We start from the raw sequence: 16240 nt of genomic DNA on the forward strand, positions 1-16240 counted from the left end.
TAATTTTTAGCTGATGCAATTCTGCTGTCAAAGCAAGAAATACATGATTATTTTGAATTCAATGATATTGTAAAGAGGATGATTTTAGTTTTGTTTTTTAGTAATAAAAAAACTCTGAATAAGTAATGTAAGACATGTTCCTACCACAAACGGAAAAGTCAATACTCCGCCTACCTCAGTCAGGATGTTATGATCAATCAGGAAGTCATCAATTGCAACTGTAATCAGGACTGCGATTAATACCCACAATCCGTCTGTTTTTTTGAAACCTGAAAAAACAATAGCCGAAAGTACCGCGTTAAAACCGAATAGGCCCATATGAATACCTTCGATTGATTCGCCATACATATACGACAAATAAGCTCCCAGTAAAGATCCTACAAGGCCGTATAAAGCTGCCGCTGGGGAACTGATAAAAATTGCGATAAAGAAAATGACTCCGGATAATAATCCTCCTTGAAAAATGACTTCGCCAAAGCCATTTATGGGTGTTATAAATTCGCTATAGGCAACACTTTCCGGTTTTGCGCTAATCATTTCCGAAGGTGGGATATCTGTAAAATGATGTAATACAAAAACGGATAACCAAATTATAACAATGAATGGAAATGTAAACGCCGGATTTTTTTTGCTAATAAAAAAATGCTGGATAATACTTGCCAGTGCACCTCCTAAAACAATAAGAATCCAGATTAATATTGTGGCCTGAAAGAAAAAAGACAAAGCCACTCCCACCAAAGCCGCACTAAAACCATATAATCCGGCATTTATTTCGGATTTGTCATAACCCAGTTTCATAGCTGTAAATGTTCCAGCACTTGTAGACAGTAAAATAGCAACACCTCCCTGCCAACTTCCTATAAAAATACCAATAAGAAATAAGAGTCCTGTCCATCTGTTTTCCTGAAGCATAATTTGCCCCATTCCCTTTAATACATTGTCGATAAAGGGAAATTTTGTGAAAATTTTATCCATTTTGAATTGTTTTTTGTTTTGAATTTACCATCCTAAAAAGACCATTCCAATACCGCATATAGTGACTACAGCACCACTTACAACACTCATATAGCGTTCTAGTTTGTCGGTCTTGAAAAAAGTTGAATATCCGTATCGTCCAAGTAAAACCATGCCCAGCATCGTTGCGACAGTTGTAAGTGCAAATGGTACTACTAATGCAACAATTTCGGTCACGGAACGATTTAATCCCGAATAAAAAAGAAGTGGTGTAAGTGGTTCACTTGGTCCCATGACAAAAATCATGAACAACACAAAGGGAGTTACTTTTATTCGGCTTTGAGGCATAACGACTTCTCCGTGATTATGTTCATACACATAAACATCATCTCCTAATACATCAAAATGCTTGTGAGGTTTATTTTTTATGGTCTGAATTACTCCATACAGGAGATAGATTACTCCAAAAAGGAGCAATGCCCAACCCGAAATATTACCTCTTATTTCCTGAAACCAGGAGAATTTATTAAGCTGCCATCCCATAAAAACCCCGATAGTTCCTAAAACCAAAGAACTCAAAACGTGGCCAAAACCACAGGCAATTGTGAGCAGAATTGTTTTGCTTTTACTCCATTGTTTAGATTTCGACAAAACAATAAATGGTAAATAATGGTCCGGTCCTGATGCGGTGTGTATAAAACTTATAGATACAGCACTCAGTATTAATGCCCAAATAGTAGTATTCATAACTTATTTTTTATTCTAATTCCCAAAGGATTTCCTGAACCTTAAGGAAAAAATTATACATTACTTCACCACCATGTCCCAGTGTTCGAATAACGAATCCGTTATCTTCCATTGCCGAAATGCCGATTTCCATCTCACTTTGAGATTCAATAATAGAATAGATAGTTTCGACTAAGAGATTTTTATCCGTATTTTCTTTTGTGCTATAAAAAATAAGAGTTCCCTGATGCGTAAATTCTTCCAGATTCCCTATGCCGTTTATCGGAATCAGATCGGGTTGAATAAGCACATTGTCCTTAACAACCAATTTGTTTTTGTGATAAATCTCTGTAAGATTCTGAAAACGTCTCAATTTAAAAAGCTCTCCATAATGCTTTCTTCCACAGGTAATAATCTCACTGATTATCACCTGACTGTTTGTACCAATACGGATTTTGGCTTTACTTTTGAAATCAGAATTTTCATGAGGAACCACCGGATGCGGGACATAGGCAAAAGAAGTATCGTCCTCCATTGAGATATTAAGCTGCTGCACGGCGTCATTTTTCATATTAAATAATCTTTGATATGATTGTGACTGCAGTTGTAATGCGGCACCTTTCTCTAAATCAATATCCAATTGGTAGCGGTCACCGCATAATATTCCTGGCGAGGTACTCATTACAATTTGATAAAGCTTATTATCGGTTTTGCGTTGTCCTACAGATACTACACGAAAAGGAGGAGACACATAGAGGTCTTTTACATAGGAACTTCCTTGTTTATAACCTGCTATAATATGTAGGCGACTGTTCATTATCTTACTAGATTCGGTTCTTCACAATCTTCCAGTAAAGCATATTTTTTGATCCAGCCTATAATTTCCTGTACGCCCACATCTGTCTTAAGATTTGAAAATATAAAAGGAGCTCCTTTTCTCATTCTTCTTGCGTCATTTTCCATCACTTCAAGGCTTGCACCTACATAAGGAGCCAAATCGATTTTATTGATTACCAATAAATCTGATCTTGTGATACCTGGACCTCCTTTTCTTGGAATTTTTTCACCTTCGGCAACATCAATTATAAAAATGGTCACATCGGCAAGATCCGGGCTAAAAGTTGCTGACAGATTATCTCCGCCACTTTCGATAAAAATCAATTCAATCTCCGGAAAGCGGTTTGCCAATTCATCTACCGCCTCAAGATTCATACTGGCATCCTCGCGAATAGCGGTGTGAGGACATCCTCCTGTTTCTACCCCAATAATACGTTCATGAGGCAACAGGCTGTTTTTAGCCATAAACTCTGCATCTTCTTTGGTATAGATATCATTTGTAATCACACCAAGGTCATACGTTCCGTATAAGTGTCTGCTTAATCTTTCTAGTAAAGCAGTTTTTCCAGAACCTACAGGTCCGGCAACTCCTACTTTTATATATTTTCTATTTTTCATTTTTTTATAAATTGATTTTTAATTTTAATTATGACATGTATAGTCTTGAATACAGTCTTTCATGCTGCATGCAGCGAATGTCAAAAGAGGTATTGCAGAGTCCTACATACTCTCGCTCTAATGTTATAGTTTCCTGAGCCGTTTTTTCCATGATCGGATATAGGCGGAATAAAATATCCTGCCCATCCAATTGTCCCAGTGGTACTAACTTGACAGCATTGGTAATCATTCCGGCGGTAGAAGTGTAGTAAAATCCAAAAAGTGCTTCTTGCAAAGGAATTTTCATCATACTGCAAAACATTCCAAAAACAATAGAGTAATGAGAATTTGCATCACCATTTCGAACCGCTTCTTCATAAGCTTCCATAAGTTGGAAATTCTCATGTCTTTTGAAGATTTTAATCAAACGCAATCCCAATTTCTGGCTTGCCTGACGAATTTCTCTCGGACACTTTAAAGCGTTACATTCCTGATCCAGATCTAAAATCGCTTTCAAATCATTAGCCTCTGTAGCTTCATAGGCCAATTTTACAAAAGCACCGTCGTTGTATTTAAGATTATACTTGAGCATATTTTCTACAAACTCCTGTGCAGTTGCTGCGTTGTGTACAATTTTGTTTTGTATAAACGTTTCAAGTCCGTTAGAATGAGAATATCCTCCAATAGGCAATGTAGGATCGGAAATATGCAAAAGGCTGGCTAAAAATTTTATATTATTCATCTTTTGGAGCTGCCATTTTTAGGATTTTAGTAAAAATTGTAGAACCCAAACTTCCATGTCCGTGAGGTTCTACATTTGATTTTAACAAATTCAGTAATTTCACAGATTGTTTTTCGGGTTTAAAACCGCTCACTTCCAGCCATCTGAACATTGGCATTTCAAAAGGTAGCAAGACTTTGTCTTCTTGTATAAAAAGCGGAATATGTTTGTTTCCAATTTCATAACACACTGTTCCCATTTCGAGCATTGAAGACGGAGAAATAACAATAGTTTCTGTTTCCAGAATATTGACCACAATTATTTTCTTTTCATTTTCAAAAAGAATATCTCCTTCTCGAAGGCGTTGCCCTTCTCTAAGAAATTTAATGGCAATATCTTCTCCCTGACGTGTCTTTTTACGTTGAATTCTCTTTGTCGATTCGAACCATTCTAAGTCGAGATAATCTATCGATCGTCCGTTAATTGTACTATTCGAAATAGTACCTAAAGTTTCACTGATGGTCATCGTTTTTTATTTTTTATATTAGACCTAACAGCTTTTCAAAATCTGTTAGGTCTTTTTAGATGTCTACTACTATTAAAATAAATAATACAATTGAGTCAATGGAAGCGTTTCTGCCGGCTCACAAGTAACATGAACACCATCTACCGTTACATGATAGTTTTCAGCATTCACTTCAATTACCGGTGTTTTATCATTATGGATAAGGTCTTTTTTAGAAATGTTTCTGCAATTTTTTACAGGAAGAATCATTTTTTCTAATTTATAATCAGCAATAGATCCATTATCAATCGAAGCCTGAGAAACGAAAGTTGCACAAGTGGTGAATTTAGCGCGACCATAAGCTCCAAACATATTTCTGTAAATCACAGGTTGTGGAGTAGGGATAGACGCATTTGGATCGCCCATTTTGGCAGCAATTACAAAACCTCCTTTTACAATCATTTCAGGTTTAACACCAAATAAAGCTGGTTTCCAGATTACTAAGTCGGCTATTTTACCTGGCTCAATAGATCCAACATAGTTAGAAATACCGTGAGCAATAGCAGGATTAATAGTGTACTTGGCTACATAACGTTTTGTACGGAAGTTATCATTTTGTGTATTTTTATCTTCTTCTAATTGACCACGCTGATCTCTCATTTTGCTTGCCGTTTGCCATGTTCTGGTAATTACTTCTCCAGGTCTTCCCATAGCTTGCGAATCAGAACTCATAATACTGAATACTCCCATATCATGCAAAATATCTTCGGCAGCAATAGTTTCAGGACGAATACGAGAATCAGCAAATGCTACATCTTCAGGAATGTTTTTACTCAAATGGTGACAAACCATAAGCATATCAAGATGTTCGTCTATCGTATTAACGGTATAAGGACGTGTAGGATTTGTAGAAGCAGGCAATACATTTGGATACATTGCAGCCTTGATAATATCCGGAGCATGTCCGCCACCAGCACCTTCAGTATGGAAAGTATGAATTACTCTTCCATTGATCGCTTTCATGGTGTCTTCCAAAAATCCACCTTCGTTTAAAGTATCGGTATGAATAGCTACCTGAACATCATATTTATCCGCTACTTTAAGTGCAGCATCAATTGTTCCGGTTGTAGCTCCCCAGTCTTCGTGAATTTTTAAACCTAAGGCTCCTGCTTCAACTTGTTCTTCAAGTGGTGCTTCTGCCGAGCAATTTCCTTTACCAAAGAAGCCTAAGTTCATAGGAAATTCTTCTGCAGATTCCAACATTCTCTGAATATTGAATTTACCTGGCGTACAAGTCGTTGCGTTTGTTCCGTCATTTGGTCCTGTTCCTCCGCCAATCATGGTTGTAATACCACTATAAAGAGACGTTTCAATTTGTTGAGGACAGATATAATGAATGTGTGTATCAATTCCTCCGGCAGTTACGATATAACCTTTACCACCATGAACCTCTGTAGATGCACCGATAATCATGTTAGGAGATACTCCATCCATGGTATCTGGATTTCCTGCCTTGCCTATAGCGATGATTTTACCATCTTTGATTCCAATATCTGCCTTTACAATTCCCCAGTGATCAATAATAGTTGCTCCGGTGATACAAAGGTCTAATACGCCCTGATCTCTTGTGCGTTCAACATTTTGTCCCATCCCGTCACGAACCGTTTTTCCACCTCCAAAAACAGCTTCATCGCCATAATGGGTAAAATCTTTTTCGATTTCAATGATGATATCAGTATCTCCCAATCTAATTCTGTCTCCAGTAGTTGGACCTAATATATTAGCATATTGCTTTCTGTCTACATTTAAGCTCATGTTATGAATTTTTAAAATTTAATTGATTCGCTTTAGCTAAACTTTCTTTTTTCGTAGTATCAGAATCTGTCAATCCGTCAACAAGATTATTAAAGCCCATTGCTTTTTTGCTTCCGCCAATTGCTACAAGTATCACTTCTTTTTCCTCTCCCGGTTCAAAACGAACGGCCGTACTGGCAACAATGTTTAGTCTTTTTCCAAAAGCCTTTTCACGATTAAAACTCATCGCTTTATTCACTTCAAAAAAGTGAAAATGAGAACCCACCTGAATAGGGCGGTCTCCTGTATTGGTGACTTTTATTTTTACAGTCTCTCTGCCTTCATTGCAGATGATTGTGCCTTCTTTTACAAAAATTTCTCCTGGTGTCATAATAATTGGGATTAACGGATTGGATCATGTACGGTTACTAACTTGGTTCCATCAGGAAAAGTAGCTTCAATCTGGACATCGTGAATCATGTCAGCGACTCCCGGCATTACATCATCTTTTGTTAGGATCTGAGCTCCTTCTTGCATGAGCTCGGCAACTCTTTTGCCATCTCTTGCGCCTTCCAGTAAAAAATGACTAATTAAAGCCACTGCTTCAGGATAATTCAATTTTAGACCTCTGGCCTTTCTTTTTAGAGCAAGCTCTCCTGCTGTGTGCAACATGAGCTTCTCAATTTCTCTTGGTGTTAAGTGCATAATTATTTTTATTTAAATTAAATTTATTGTATTATTTATCTTGTTAAAAATTAAAAAAAGATACAATGAATGTCTGAAAAGTGAATATTTAATCTGTAAAAGATTCATTTATAGTTTGATATCTGTCAATAAGAATCAATAGAGTAATACCAATAATAGGCTTTTGATTTTGACAGCATTAATTTAGAGTATTAACCGTAAAAACGCTGACGGTGGAAAGAAACTCAATAACTTGCTTTTAGCAAAAACAAAATTTAAGTTTTAGCCGTAATTACAAACTTATAAATGAAAGTCTACAAAGAAGTTAACAAGTGGGAATTCGTAGGGAATGAAATAAAATATATCGGGGTAAAGTGATATACGAATAATTATGAGTGGTTATAGTAACCGACTGCGCAGAATAAAAATGAAGATTTAAAGTAGAAGCACTCCATTCTTCAAATAATAAATGAATGTCCAATAATGGTTGATTCAAATCGTCATCTATCGCAAGTCCTTCCTGAATGTCGAATACATTAAAAACAGAATTCGAAATTTGGTTATCTGTTTTTTGTGAATATGTACCGCTATTATTTTTTAATAACTGATGATTTTCACTTTTAAGCATAAAGAAAGCACCACAAAAAATTGTGAAAAAGAAGATGGCATAACGCCCAATTGATCCTTTTTTTACTTTCATTATCATAAATGTAAAGGTATACTGATAGATGTTTTTGTCACTATCAAAAAGATCATTTAAAATATTCAAAATCGGGACAAAATAATACCATTGATATTGTTAAGCTTAAATATTTAAAATCGTTTAATGTTAAGCTACTTTTAAAATTTGTGGTTTTTATAGTTGTTTTATTTCCATATTCTATGTTCGCATATAAAATCGAGTATCTTTACCGCGATCGCAATAAAGAATAGGTAGATTATCGAATGGTTTTTCTTTTCATAAATTAAAATTCTTGTTGCAATCCTGAAGTTATAAATAAACCAATTTTCCTTAATAAATAATAATCATTACTAGTGCCAATTCCTTTTAGGGTTTTTATTAGTTTTTACACTCAACCTTAATAGCTATAGCATATGACATTGATATCCAAAGAAAAATTTTCAGAAGCGGCTGGCCTTTCTAAAATTCCAATTCCCGGATTATCTTCTTATTTAATGAAAGTAATGAAGATTAATAATTTGAATACCATTGTAAAAGAGGGAGGTAATCTCGAAGGCGCAGATTTTGCAGATTATGTTTTAACAAGAATTGGTGTCAAGGTACAATTTGATGGTGCAGAATTACTGAATATCCCTAGTGAAGGAGCTTTTATTGTGATTGCAAATCATCCTTACGGCGGTATCGAATCCTTAGCTTTATTAAGTACAATTGCCAAAAGACGTCCTGATACGATGTATATGGGCAATTTTTTATTAAAGGAAATTCCGAATCTGGCAAAATGTATTATTGCGGTGAATCCATTCGAAAACGTACAAAATTCTGCAAGCATTACGGGATTAAAAATGACACTCAAAGCATTGAGCGAAGGTACTCCTGTTGCTATTTTTCCTGCCGGAGAAGTTTCATCTTATAATTTTAAGACCAGTGAAATCACAGATCCGGAGTGGCATCCTGTAGTAGGGAAGGTAATCTCGAAAGCAAACGTGCCTATTCTTCCAATCTATTTCCATGGAAATAATGGTCTTTTCTTTAGTATGCTAAAATCAATTCATCCTATGTTGCAGACTTCAAAACTAATTTCTGAGCTATTTAATAAACAAGGGCATGCATTAAAGATGACTATTGGGAAAGCCATATTTTTGACAGAGGTAAGCAGCAAAGCTTCGGATCCTTTATTGTTGAAAAATCTTAGAAATAAATTGTACGCTCTTAAAAATCAATTACACAATTAATTAATTGAATATTTAAGTAGAAGTTTAAACTTCTATAAAGGGGTTTATTTCACAAGATTTACATCTGAATTAGTATTTTATTTTTCAGAGCTTTTTTTCGGCTTTTTTACCAAAAAATAAATAGAGCATACAAAGACAATTATGTATATAACTGCCAACGCTGGCTGCTCAAATTTTAGATTTTTAAAGTCGAATTGCTTAAACAATGTTACGCCCAAAATGATTGCCACCACCAACAAGGTAAATGAGATTGATTTTTTATTTTCCATTTTTTTAATGTTTTATAAGTATGTCAATTATATTTCTTTTACAATTATTTTATTAAATCAATTTAAATCTGATGTTAACTTGCTTAAAATGACTGATTTATTTTAGCGAATATAAGAAATAATATAAAAATACTTTTTCAGGGGGAATTTTAATTTTACAAAAATCATTTAAATTCAAAACAAAAAAAGGAGTGAAAAACTTAATTTCCACTCCTAATTATTAACTATTAATTCCTTAAAGTTTTTCAGTAATCCCGTAAAGTATGCTTTAAAAATAGGAAAAAGCATAATTTTTGAAAATTCCTGGTACCTTCAAAAAACAATAATTCAATTAAAAAAAATAGCCAATTGTTAGTTGAAAAACCCGATTCTTCATATCATTAGTAATGAAATAATCTACGTCGCTTTCTTTGAAAACATTCGAATACGAAATATTATATCTTGCGTCTGCGTAAAATTTATCTTTAAACTGATAACCCAATCCAAGATTTACAGAAGTATCAATACTGCTTGAATACTTCTTAAGATCAAAACTCTCATGATGGTCATAGCCTAAAAAGTTATCCTGATATTTATTGTTTGCTTTTAAAAGTATTCCTATTTGAGGTCCTGCTTGCAGGCTTAGTCCTTTTACTACATAATATTTTAGCATTACAGGAATGTTTAAGTAGTTTAGTTTAATGGTTCCGTTGTAATTAGAATTGGTTACATCCGAATCCGAAAAAGAACTTTTTACTCCTTGCTCGCTGTACAATAATTCAGGTTGAATCGAAAAGTTTTTCGCCATAGGAATGTCGACCATAAATCCCGCCGTAAATCCTGTTTTGCTTGATGAGTTCAATTGACTTTCATCAAAAGTAAGGCTCGAAATATTTAAACCTGCTTTTACACCCAGTTTAACTTTTTGATTTTGAGCCATACAAGTAGCACCTAACCATAATGTGCATAGTATTAGCGTATATTTTTTCATAGCTTTTAGTTGTTTTTAAGAATGGTAACTCTCAAAAGAGAGCTACCGTTCTATCAGTAATTGAGTTACTTTTTAATAATCTTGGCTGAATATTTTTTACCTTGTATCATACAGTCTAAAATGTAAACTCCAGGAGTTAATGTACTTACATTGATGTTTGATGGCACATTGGTGTACGTTTTTGTAAATACTGTTTTACCATCCATAGCGTAAATGTTGATTTGTGTTTCTCCTTGAAGGTTATCTCCAAGAAAAATATTTACATTATCAACAGCAGGGTTAGGGAACACTCTAAAAGGATTTGTTATTTTTCCTAAAAGCATACCTTTTGAGTCAAACGGTTTCGACAAACTATTACATCCGTTACCATTAGTTACCTGAAGGCTGTAATTTCCTTCCCAGAAAGTAATGATCGATTTTTCGGTTGCATTTGGTATTGGTCTTTCATTTAAAAACCATTGATAAGATGCTGCTTCAACATTAGAGGTTAGTTTTTTATCCCCTGTAACCTGAATTTCCGGTACAATATTGTTTTCAAGAATAGAAATGGTAGTGCTAAAAGTTGTACCAATTCCGTTTTCATTGTAAACCGTTACAAAATAATTACCACTTTCGGTTACTGTGTGAGTTGGTTCTGTTGAACCATCAAACCATTCGTAAGCATTGTAATTTCCTGGATTCAACACAACTTCAGGACCACAAAGATCTCCGCTTGCTAAATCTGATTCGAAACTGTCAAATTTTGCTGTTATCGTTTCTGTCAGTGTACAACCGTCTTCTGTTACTAATGTTACAGTGTAATCTCCTGCTTTGGTAATTTCGATAGCATTTGAAACTTCACCGGTACTCCATTTGTACGAATCAGCTTTTATTTTCTTGCCCGTAATATTCGTTTGAGCATCAACGTATAAAGCTTTACCAGCATATCCATAAATTACGGGATTGTCAAATATTTTAAAATCTGACGATACTCCCTGATACAGATAGTTTTTTATTTCGTTGTTCATCGGAATCAAATCATTCTCTAATTTCGCATTCACATTAAACAGATGAGAATCACCACTTGTATCTAATTTTGGCTGTTTTTTGAAAACATATTCAATACTTTCACCAACTGGAATTCCCGCATCAACAACCTCTGAAATATTTTCAAGTGTGTTCATATAAGCTAAATCTAACTGAATCGCCTTTGGTGCAATTGCAATTTGTCCTTCGTTAGTAAGCTTCACTTTAAATTCGGAACCACCGCAGATATCTTTTGGTGACAATATTTGTAGAGATACATCCAGAACAGCTTCATTAATTACTTTTAGATCATCTAAAACCATATAAGAATAGCCGTCTACTAAAGAATGTCTAAATCTTAGCATGATAGATTTCCCGCTATATTTGTTCAAATTAACTACTCCCTTTTGCCATTCTTTGTCTGAATGATTTCCATTATTTTTGATTTTCCATACTTCAATCCAATCGCCTCCTAATGTTTTAATATCTAAACTAAGATCATTACCGGCATTACTGTCGATTGCATAATAAAACTCCATAGCAGTTGCATTATCAGACAGCTTTTGTAGAGGCATGATTAATTCGCCATAGTTTAAACCATTTTCTAAGGGATGGTAAAGCATCTTTGCAGAAACATCTCTTGTATGATCTTTAACAGGAATACCTAAGTATTTGTTATCTGGAGTAACCACAACTCCCCAAGGGAAAGTTCTATCACTTTGGCTTGAAACAAATCCTTTTGATCCAAATAGTAAACCTTCAGGAACATTTGAAAAAGTTTCGATAGTTAATTGTGGTGCTTTTTCAATAACCTGAAAAGTTCCTTTCAGACTTTCAGACTTCGTTTTTAGTTCTCCATCTGCCATTAGGTTTACGCTAATATCATAATTTCCTACTGCAAGATTCGGAATACCATCTATTTTATAAACAAGAGTTTGGTAGCGAAGTAAAGGACCATTTCGTTCTAATACAATTGGTTGCCCAACAGCAGTACCGTTTTGGCTAATTTGATATTCAATAGAAACTTTATTTACTGTTTTATAGGATATATTCTTTGCACTAATAAAAAATTCGTGTGAAGAGGCATCTTCATAAACCTTTTCGGCTACACTTAGATTAGAAGGCTGCAAATAATCAGGAGTCTCCTTTATTTTGATATTATCTACTGCAAAACCATTCGCAAAAAGTCCGTTATCATCGTGCACAAAAGCTACAAGAACACAAGGTTTTCCTGCATATGGTGTTAAATCTACATGATATTCGATCCAGTTTGTAATGTAAGACATTTTAAATACCTGCTCCCAGGTTTTACCTCCGTCTGTACTTACTTTTACATATCCGTCAGAAAGTCTTTGACCGTCTCCAAAACCATCAAATGATAAATGGGCTTCTTTGTAATTGCTTAAATCGAATACAGGAGAAATTAACATATCGTTCGATGAATCGCAATTGCATTTGTCATCGTTACTGGCCATAAAGTGATCGTGCCCTTCCAGGAACCAACCCGGAGAACCCAATTCAGCACTTGTTCCGTATTTCCATCCTCCACTATTACTATTTTCAGAAGTTCTCCATCCTTTGTATTGAGAAGCATCTTCAAAATCCATTGTATAAGGAAGCACAGATACTTTCATATCTTCATTGTTCCAGTTATCGAAACCAAATGTTAGCGAATTATTTTCCGGTTTAACATCCTGAGCCACATCATCAGGAAAAACTGAAACCGTAACGGTATTCTCGCCAATGCTTTTTAAATTAATATTCGGGATAGAATAAGTTAGCGTATCTCTGTATTTTTTAAAGTCTAATGTTACTTTTTCTATTTTCGAATACACTTCATTTTTCGCCTTATCCAAAATTTTAACCGTAACATTTACCTGCTCCTTATTGGTTGGAAAATTGTTAATAATCTTAGTACTAAATGCCATATTATCATTGTTGATTGTACAAGTTCCTGCATCTAATTTTGCATCTAAAACTTCAAGATCATAAGGGGCATTGCTTACGCGAATATTATCAATAAAAGCTCCTATATAGTTGCTTTTGTACTCACTCATTACTACGCGAAAGCGAATAGCAGCTTTTTTACCTGCAAGGGCATTTAAATTCATTATCCACGGTTTCATAGATGAGTTATTATTGGCACCGGTAAACCAAGGTCCGGATAATAAATCATTGTAGTGTAAAGTTTGTGGATAATTGATGTCATCCACTTTTTTCCAGTTCTGACTATCTTCAGAATATTCGACAATTAGTCCGTCATATCCGTTAGTGAACAAATAGATCATATCAAACTCTACATATGGAGATTTAACATTGGTAAAATCAAATATTGGCGATTCTAATGTGAAATCAGCATTTATTGGTATTCTTTCGGTATCTTCAAATAGTACGGTACCCCACAAATATTTTGATTTTGTATCTCTAAATGAAATTGCAGTAGTTTGCTGCCATACAAATTTTTGATTGGTAACTAATGATTTTGAGTACCAGCCTCCAGGTGTTCCTTCGAAATCCTGATAATATGGAAATTGAGTTATTACACCACTATAAACTGAATTTATAATGCTGTTATTGGTTGTTACCGGATCCTGACTGTAGGTTACAAAAGCTTCATAATCATGCAAACCAACTGCAGATAAATCGATATTTCCTAAAGGAATTGTCATTTCTGAGTTTCCTTTAAAAGCAGTATCCAATGTAATATCTTTCCAGATAGTCTCGCTTCCCGGAAGGGTATTTTTATATCCTACTTTTAACTGAGATCCTGCTGGTATATCCTGACAGCCCAAATTAAAAATTGTCATGGCTAATGGGGAATCTGCTGATAAAACGTCGCCAGAATACTCCGGAAGATTTAATTTGACCAATTTAAGATCGAAATCTTTTTGTGCAGGAGTATTAATTAAACTAGCAATAAAAGAAACTCCGTCTTTTGTACCAAATTCTGTAATAGGTTTAATATCAAGTTTAACCTCTACATAATTTACTGCAGTTGAACTTATTCTGTAAGGAATATTATCCTGAATTTTTACAGTCGTTTCTTCGCCTATTCCCAAATCTTTAGTAAAGCTAATTGCGCCATCATTGGTATAAGTGGCATTAAACTTACCACCAAAACCAGCCAGCAATAATCTTAGCTTATAGTTTAGGTTTTCATTTGCTTTGATTACAGTAGTTCCTGTATTTTTAATTTTAATATAAAAAGGTTCCTTTCCTGTTAAAGCTCCACAGGTAACAGAAGGTTTTTCAATTGATACAATTGAGATTTGGTTATCTGCATACGCCGCTCCAACGCCAATAGCATACCAGGCATTGGTAATTTGTTTGTACTCTTCAGAACCTAATCCGTAAAGGTCTTCTGCAACCATTAAAGTTGCCTGACGCATATCGCTAAAGTTGGATGAAGGAGATAAATATTCTGTAAGTGTTATATAGGCTAGTTTTTCTACCTTGGCAAGACCAATAGCTTTTACATCGTAACTATTATTAAGGTCGTTTATGCCCTTTCCACCTTCGCTTAAAAGATAAAACCAGTAATTTGTGATTCCGCTATTGATATGCACACCACCGTTATCATAGCTTACGTTTGCAGGATTGATCCAATTTACTCCTCCGTAAGTACTGGGTTGACCTTGCGCTTTTGGGTTCGACATATTTCTCATACTTCCGTGGCTGTACAATTCATTGCCCAGCATCCAGATGTCTTCTTTTTTGTCTTTTCCAACATAAAATTCAACCGCCACACCAAAAATGTCGCTAAAAGATTCATTCATAGCACCAGATTCTCCCTGATAAATTAAACCAGCTGTAAAACGCGTTACACCGTGAGTTAATTCGTGTGCCGTAATTCCTAAACCAACATAAGGAGTTTCAAAACCATCTCCAAATTGTGCCCAGCCACCAGTCCAGGAAGCATTTTCTACATTAGTACCTAAATGCGCCAGACCAATAATGTTCATTCCTTTATCATCGATACTATTTCGGTTAAATCTTTCACCATAATATTCAATGGTTTTTTGCATACCCCAATGAATATCCAAAGCAACCTCATCATGATCTTTATTATGCAGCTCATTCCAGATATTATCTTCATCAATAAATTCTGTGATTACTTCGTCTGAAGCCTGATCTGCATGATTCATATTCCAGGTATACATGGGTACATTGTATTTACCTTGTAATCCTTCTAATCGGTATCCGTCAGCATATTGTTTGGTGTTAAAATTAACTTCACCGGCATAACGCGATTTACCTCTACCAATACTTTGACCTTCAAAATTGGCATCTCGGCTAAGATCGATAGTCAAAATTATTTTTCCCGAATTTGCATCGACATAAATTGTCTGACTCGTTTGCGGATTAGTGGCATAAATATCAAATTTCCAGGCCAGGTAATAATCTTTTAATTCAGAAGAAAAATTAGGCCCAACATAAACCAGCTCCCCCTGCGGTTTAGTGCTAATATCTTTACTAACTATGGCACCTAATTTTTTACTCTCCCAAATATATTGTTTGGCATTTACCTTTTTTAGTGCAATGTCTAAAGCTGTTGCAGCATTTATTTTATAATTGTTGCTTACAGACAATTTCTTGGCCGTGAAACCAAAAGCATCAATCTTGGTTTTATTTTCTCTAACCTTATAAATTGCGCCTTCGACAGGAACAGAATTATGCAATTGCTGATAAGTGGCAAGCGTTCTGCCATGATTATCAGAGATTGATTTTAACTGCATTTTGTCTGAAGTCGACAAATCAAAATCGGTTTTTTTTACTTCGAATATATTTTTAGCCGTTAGATTGGCAGATTTAGCAAAAGACTTCACTTTTGTACTCACAGAATCCTGCGGATTTGTTTTCTCAATGGTATTATTTAGTTTTAGCCCAAATAATTTTTCGCTTTCTTTTAATTGCTTTTTAATTGCATCACTTTCTTCCTGAGAAAGTTCTTTACCGCCTATCTTTTCCTCTTGTTGCGTAAAGAGATTATTGGTATCATTGGTCTGACCAAAATTAGGGTCACTGTTTTTCTTAGAAACCTGTTCTTTTGTCTGGCTCTTGACTGACGGTCCTAATGCCGTTTTCAGGTTCCCTTGTGGTTTGTTTTGCAACGGTGACTGAGCCATTCCTACGGAACAGGCAAAGAATCCTAACAACACAAACAAATACTTGGTCTTGAAGTAAATTTGGTTCATTCTTTTAAATTTAAAATTAATATTACAGTTTGCTTAGTTAATAACCATGCTGTTTTTATAGTTCATAGT

The 16240-nt window shown here is 34.9% G+C and carries 14 protein-coding genes; 1 reads left to right on the plus strand and 13 read right to left on the minus strand.

The features are described 5' to 3' along the window. Positions 1 to 84: 84 nt before the first annotated feature. From ACIDC4_RS12495 to ACIDC4_RS12540, 10 genes are all read right to left on the minus strand, one after another. Positions 85 to 975 (minus strand): urea transporter, encoded by an 891-nt coding sequence (locus ACIDC4_RS12495; RefSeq protein WP_412042888.1) that lies wholly within the window; start codon positions 973 to 975, stop codon positions 85 to 87. A 24-nt stretch (positions 976 to 999) separates the two neighbouring features. Beyond that, positions 1000 to 1701, minus strand: a complete 702-nt coding sequence (locus ACIDC4_RS12500) for a hypothetical protein (RefSeq protein ID WP_412042889.1) — start codon at positions 1699 to 1701, stop codon at positions 1000 to 1002. 10 nt (positions 1702 to 1711) lie between these two features. Next, positions 1712 to 2497 carry an urease accessory protein UreD gene (locus ACIDC4_RS12505; protein ID WP_412042890.1) on the minus strand — a complete coding sequence of 262 codons (786 nt, stop codon included), beginning with the start codon at positions 2495 to 2497 and terminating at the stop codon, positions 1712 to 1714. Continuing rightward, entirely contained in the window at positions 2497 to 3135 is a 639-nt protein-coding gene (gene ureG / locus ACIDC4_RS12510; RefSeq protein ID WP_412042891.1) for an urease accessory protein UreG, read from the minus strand. The genes ACIDC4_RS12505 and ureG overlap by 1 nt, the downstream gene beginning before the upstream one ends. A gap of 28 nt (positions 3136 to 3163) precedes the next feature. After that, a complete protein-coding gene (locus ACIDC4_RS12515) occupies positions 3164 to 3856 on the minus strand; it encodes an urease accessory protein UreF (protein ID WP_412042892.1) in 693 nt (230 codons plus the stop codon). Further along, positions 3849 to 4361, minus strand: coding sequence for an urease accessory protein UreE (gene ureE, locus ACIDC4_RS12520; RefSeq protein WP_089353446.1), 513 nt, complete (start codon positions 4359 to 4361; stop codon positions 3849 to 3851). The genes ACIDC4_RS12515 and ureE overlap by 8 nt, the downstream gene beginning before the upstream one ends. A gap of 72 nt (positions 4362 to 4433) precedes the next feature. Next, a complete protein-coding gene (gene ureC / locus ACIDC4_RS12525) occupies positions 4434 to 6155 on the minus strand; it encodes an urease subunit alpha (protein ID WP_412042893.1) in 1722 nt (573 codons plus the stop codon). 1 nt (position 6156) lies between these two features. Next, the gene (gene ureB / locus ACIDC4_RS12530; RefSeq protein WP_412042894.1) at positions 6157 to 6525 is read right to left on the minus strand and encodes an urease subunit beta; all 369 of its coding nucleotides are present in this window, start codon (positions 6523 to 6525) and stop codon (positions 6157 to 6159) included. 11 nt (positions 6526 to 6536) lie between these two features. After that, a complete protein-coding gene (gene ureA / locus ACIDC4_RS12535) occupies positions 6537 to 6839 on the minus strand; it encodes an urease subunit gamma (RefSeq protein WP_412042895.1) in 303 nt (100 codons plus the stop codon). A 304-nt stretch (positions 6840 to 7143) separates the two neighbouring features. After that, a complete protein-coding gene (locus tag ACIDC4_RS12540) occupies positions 7144 to 7518 on the minus strand; it encodes a hypothetical protein (RefSeq protein ID WP_412042896.1) in 375 nt (124 codons plus the stop codon). A 395-nt stretch (positions 7519 to 7913) separates the two neighbouring features. Here ACIDC4_RS12540 and ACIDC4_RS12545 point away from each other — a divergent pair, with 395 nt between their 5' ends. Then, a complete protein-coding gene (locus ACIDC4_RS12545) occupies positions 7914 to 8732 on the plus strand; it encodes a 1-acyl-sn-glycerol-3-phosphate acyltransferase (protein WP_412042897.1) in 819 nt (272 codons plus the stop codon). A gap of 77 nt (positions 8733 to 8809) precedes the next feature. On the opposite strand, the gene ACIDC4_RS12550 is transcribed toward ACIDC4_RS12545, so the two are convergent. The 3 genes from ACIDC4_RS12550 to ACIDC4_RS12560 all read right to left on the minus strand — a co-directional run bounded on the left by ACIDC4_RS12550 (position 8810) and on the right by ACIDC4_RS12560 (position 16171). Then, positions 8810 to 9001, minus strand: a complete 192-nt coding sequence (locus tag ACIDC4_RS12550; RefSeq protein ID WP_412042898.1) for a hypothetical protein — start codon at positions 8999 to 9001, stop codon at positions 8810 to 8812. Positions 9002 to 9332: 331 nt separating this feature from the next. Beyond that, on the minus strand, positions 9333 to 9971 hold the full coding sequence (locus ACIDC4_RS12555; RefSeq protein WP_412042899.1) for a porin family protein: 639 nt from the start codon (positions 9969 to 9971) through the stop codon (positions 9333 to 9335). 65 nt (positions 9972 to 10036) lie between these two features. Continuing rightward, positions 10037 to 16171, minus strand: a complete 6135-nt coding sequence (locus tag ACIDC4_RS12560) for a M4 family metallopeptidase (protein WP_412042900.1) — start codon at positions 16169 to 16171, stop codon at positions 10037 to 10039. Between the last annotated feature and the right edge of the window lie 69 nt (positions 16172 to 16240).

The sequence above is a fragment of the Flavobacterium sp. C3NV genome, assembly GCF_046825355.2.
In the GTDB taxonomy this organism is placed as follows: domain Bacteria; phylum Bacteroidota; class Bacteroidia; order Flavobacteriales; family Flavobacteriaceae; genus Flavobacterium.

Excerpts from the sequence above, each read along its gene's own strand:
- ACIDC4_RS12495 (WP_412042888.1), bottom strand. The coding sequence starts at position 975 with ATGGATAAAATTTTCACAAAATTTCCCTTTATCGACAATGTATTAAAG.
- ACIDC4_RS12500 (WP_412042889.1), bottom strand. The coding sequence starts at position 1,701 with ATGAATACTACTATTTGGGCATTAATACTGAGTGCTGTATCTATAAGT.
- ACIDC4_RS12505 (WP_412042890.1), bottom strand. The coding sequence starts at position 2,497 with ATGAACAGTCGCCTACATATTATAGCAGGTTATAAACAAGGAAGTTCC.
- ureG (WP_412042891.1), bottom strand. The coding sequence starts at position 3,135 with ATGAAAAATAGAAAATATATAAAAGTAGGAGTTGCCGGACCTGTAGGT.
- ACIDC4_RS12515 (WP_412042892.1), bottom strand. The coding sequence starts at position 3,856 with ATGAATAATATAAAATTTTTAGCCAGCCTTTTGCATATTTCCGATCCT.
- ureE (WP_089353446.1), bottom strand. The coding sequence starts at position 4,361 with ATGACCATCAGTGAAACTTTAGGTACTATTTCGAATAGTACAATTAAC.
- ureC (WP_412042893.1), bottom strand. The coding sequence starts at position 6,155 with ATGAGCTTAAATGTAGACAGAAAGCAATATGCTAATATATTAGGTCCA.
- ureB (WP_412042894.1), bottom strand. The coding sequence starts at position 6,525 with ATGACACCAGGAGAAATTTTTGTAAAAGAAGGCACAATCATCTGCAAT.
- ureA (WP_412042895.1), bottom strand. The coding sequence starts at position 6,839 with ATGCACTTAACACCAAGAGAAATTGAGAAGCTCATGTTGCACACAGCA.
- ACIDC4_RS12540 (WP_412042896.1), bottom strand. The coding sequence starts at position 7,518 with ATGAAAGTAAAAAAAGGATCAATTGGGCGTTATGCCATCTTCTTTTTC.
- ACIDC4_RS12545 (WP_412042897.1), top strand. The coding sequence starts at position 7,914 with ATGACATTGATATCCAAAGAAAAATTTTCAGAAGCGGCTGGCCTTTCT.
- ACIDC4_RS12550 (WP_412042898.1), bottom strand. The coding sequence starts at position 9,001 with ATGGAAAATAAAAAATCAATCTCATTTACCTTGTTGGTGGTGGCAATC.
- ACIDC4_RS12555 (WP_412042899.1), bottom strand. The coding sequence starts at position 9,971 with ATGAAAAAATATACGCTAATACTATGCACATTATGGTTAGGTGCTACT.
- ACIDC4_RS12560 (WP_412042900.1), bottom strand. The coding sequence starts at position 16,171 with ATGAACCAAATTTACTTCAAGACCAAGTATTTGTTTGTGTTGTTAGGA.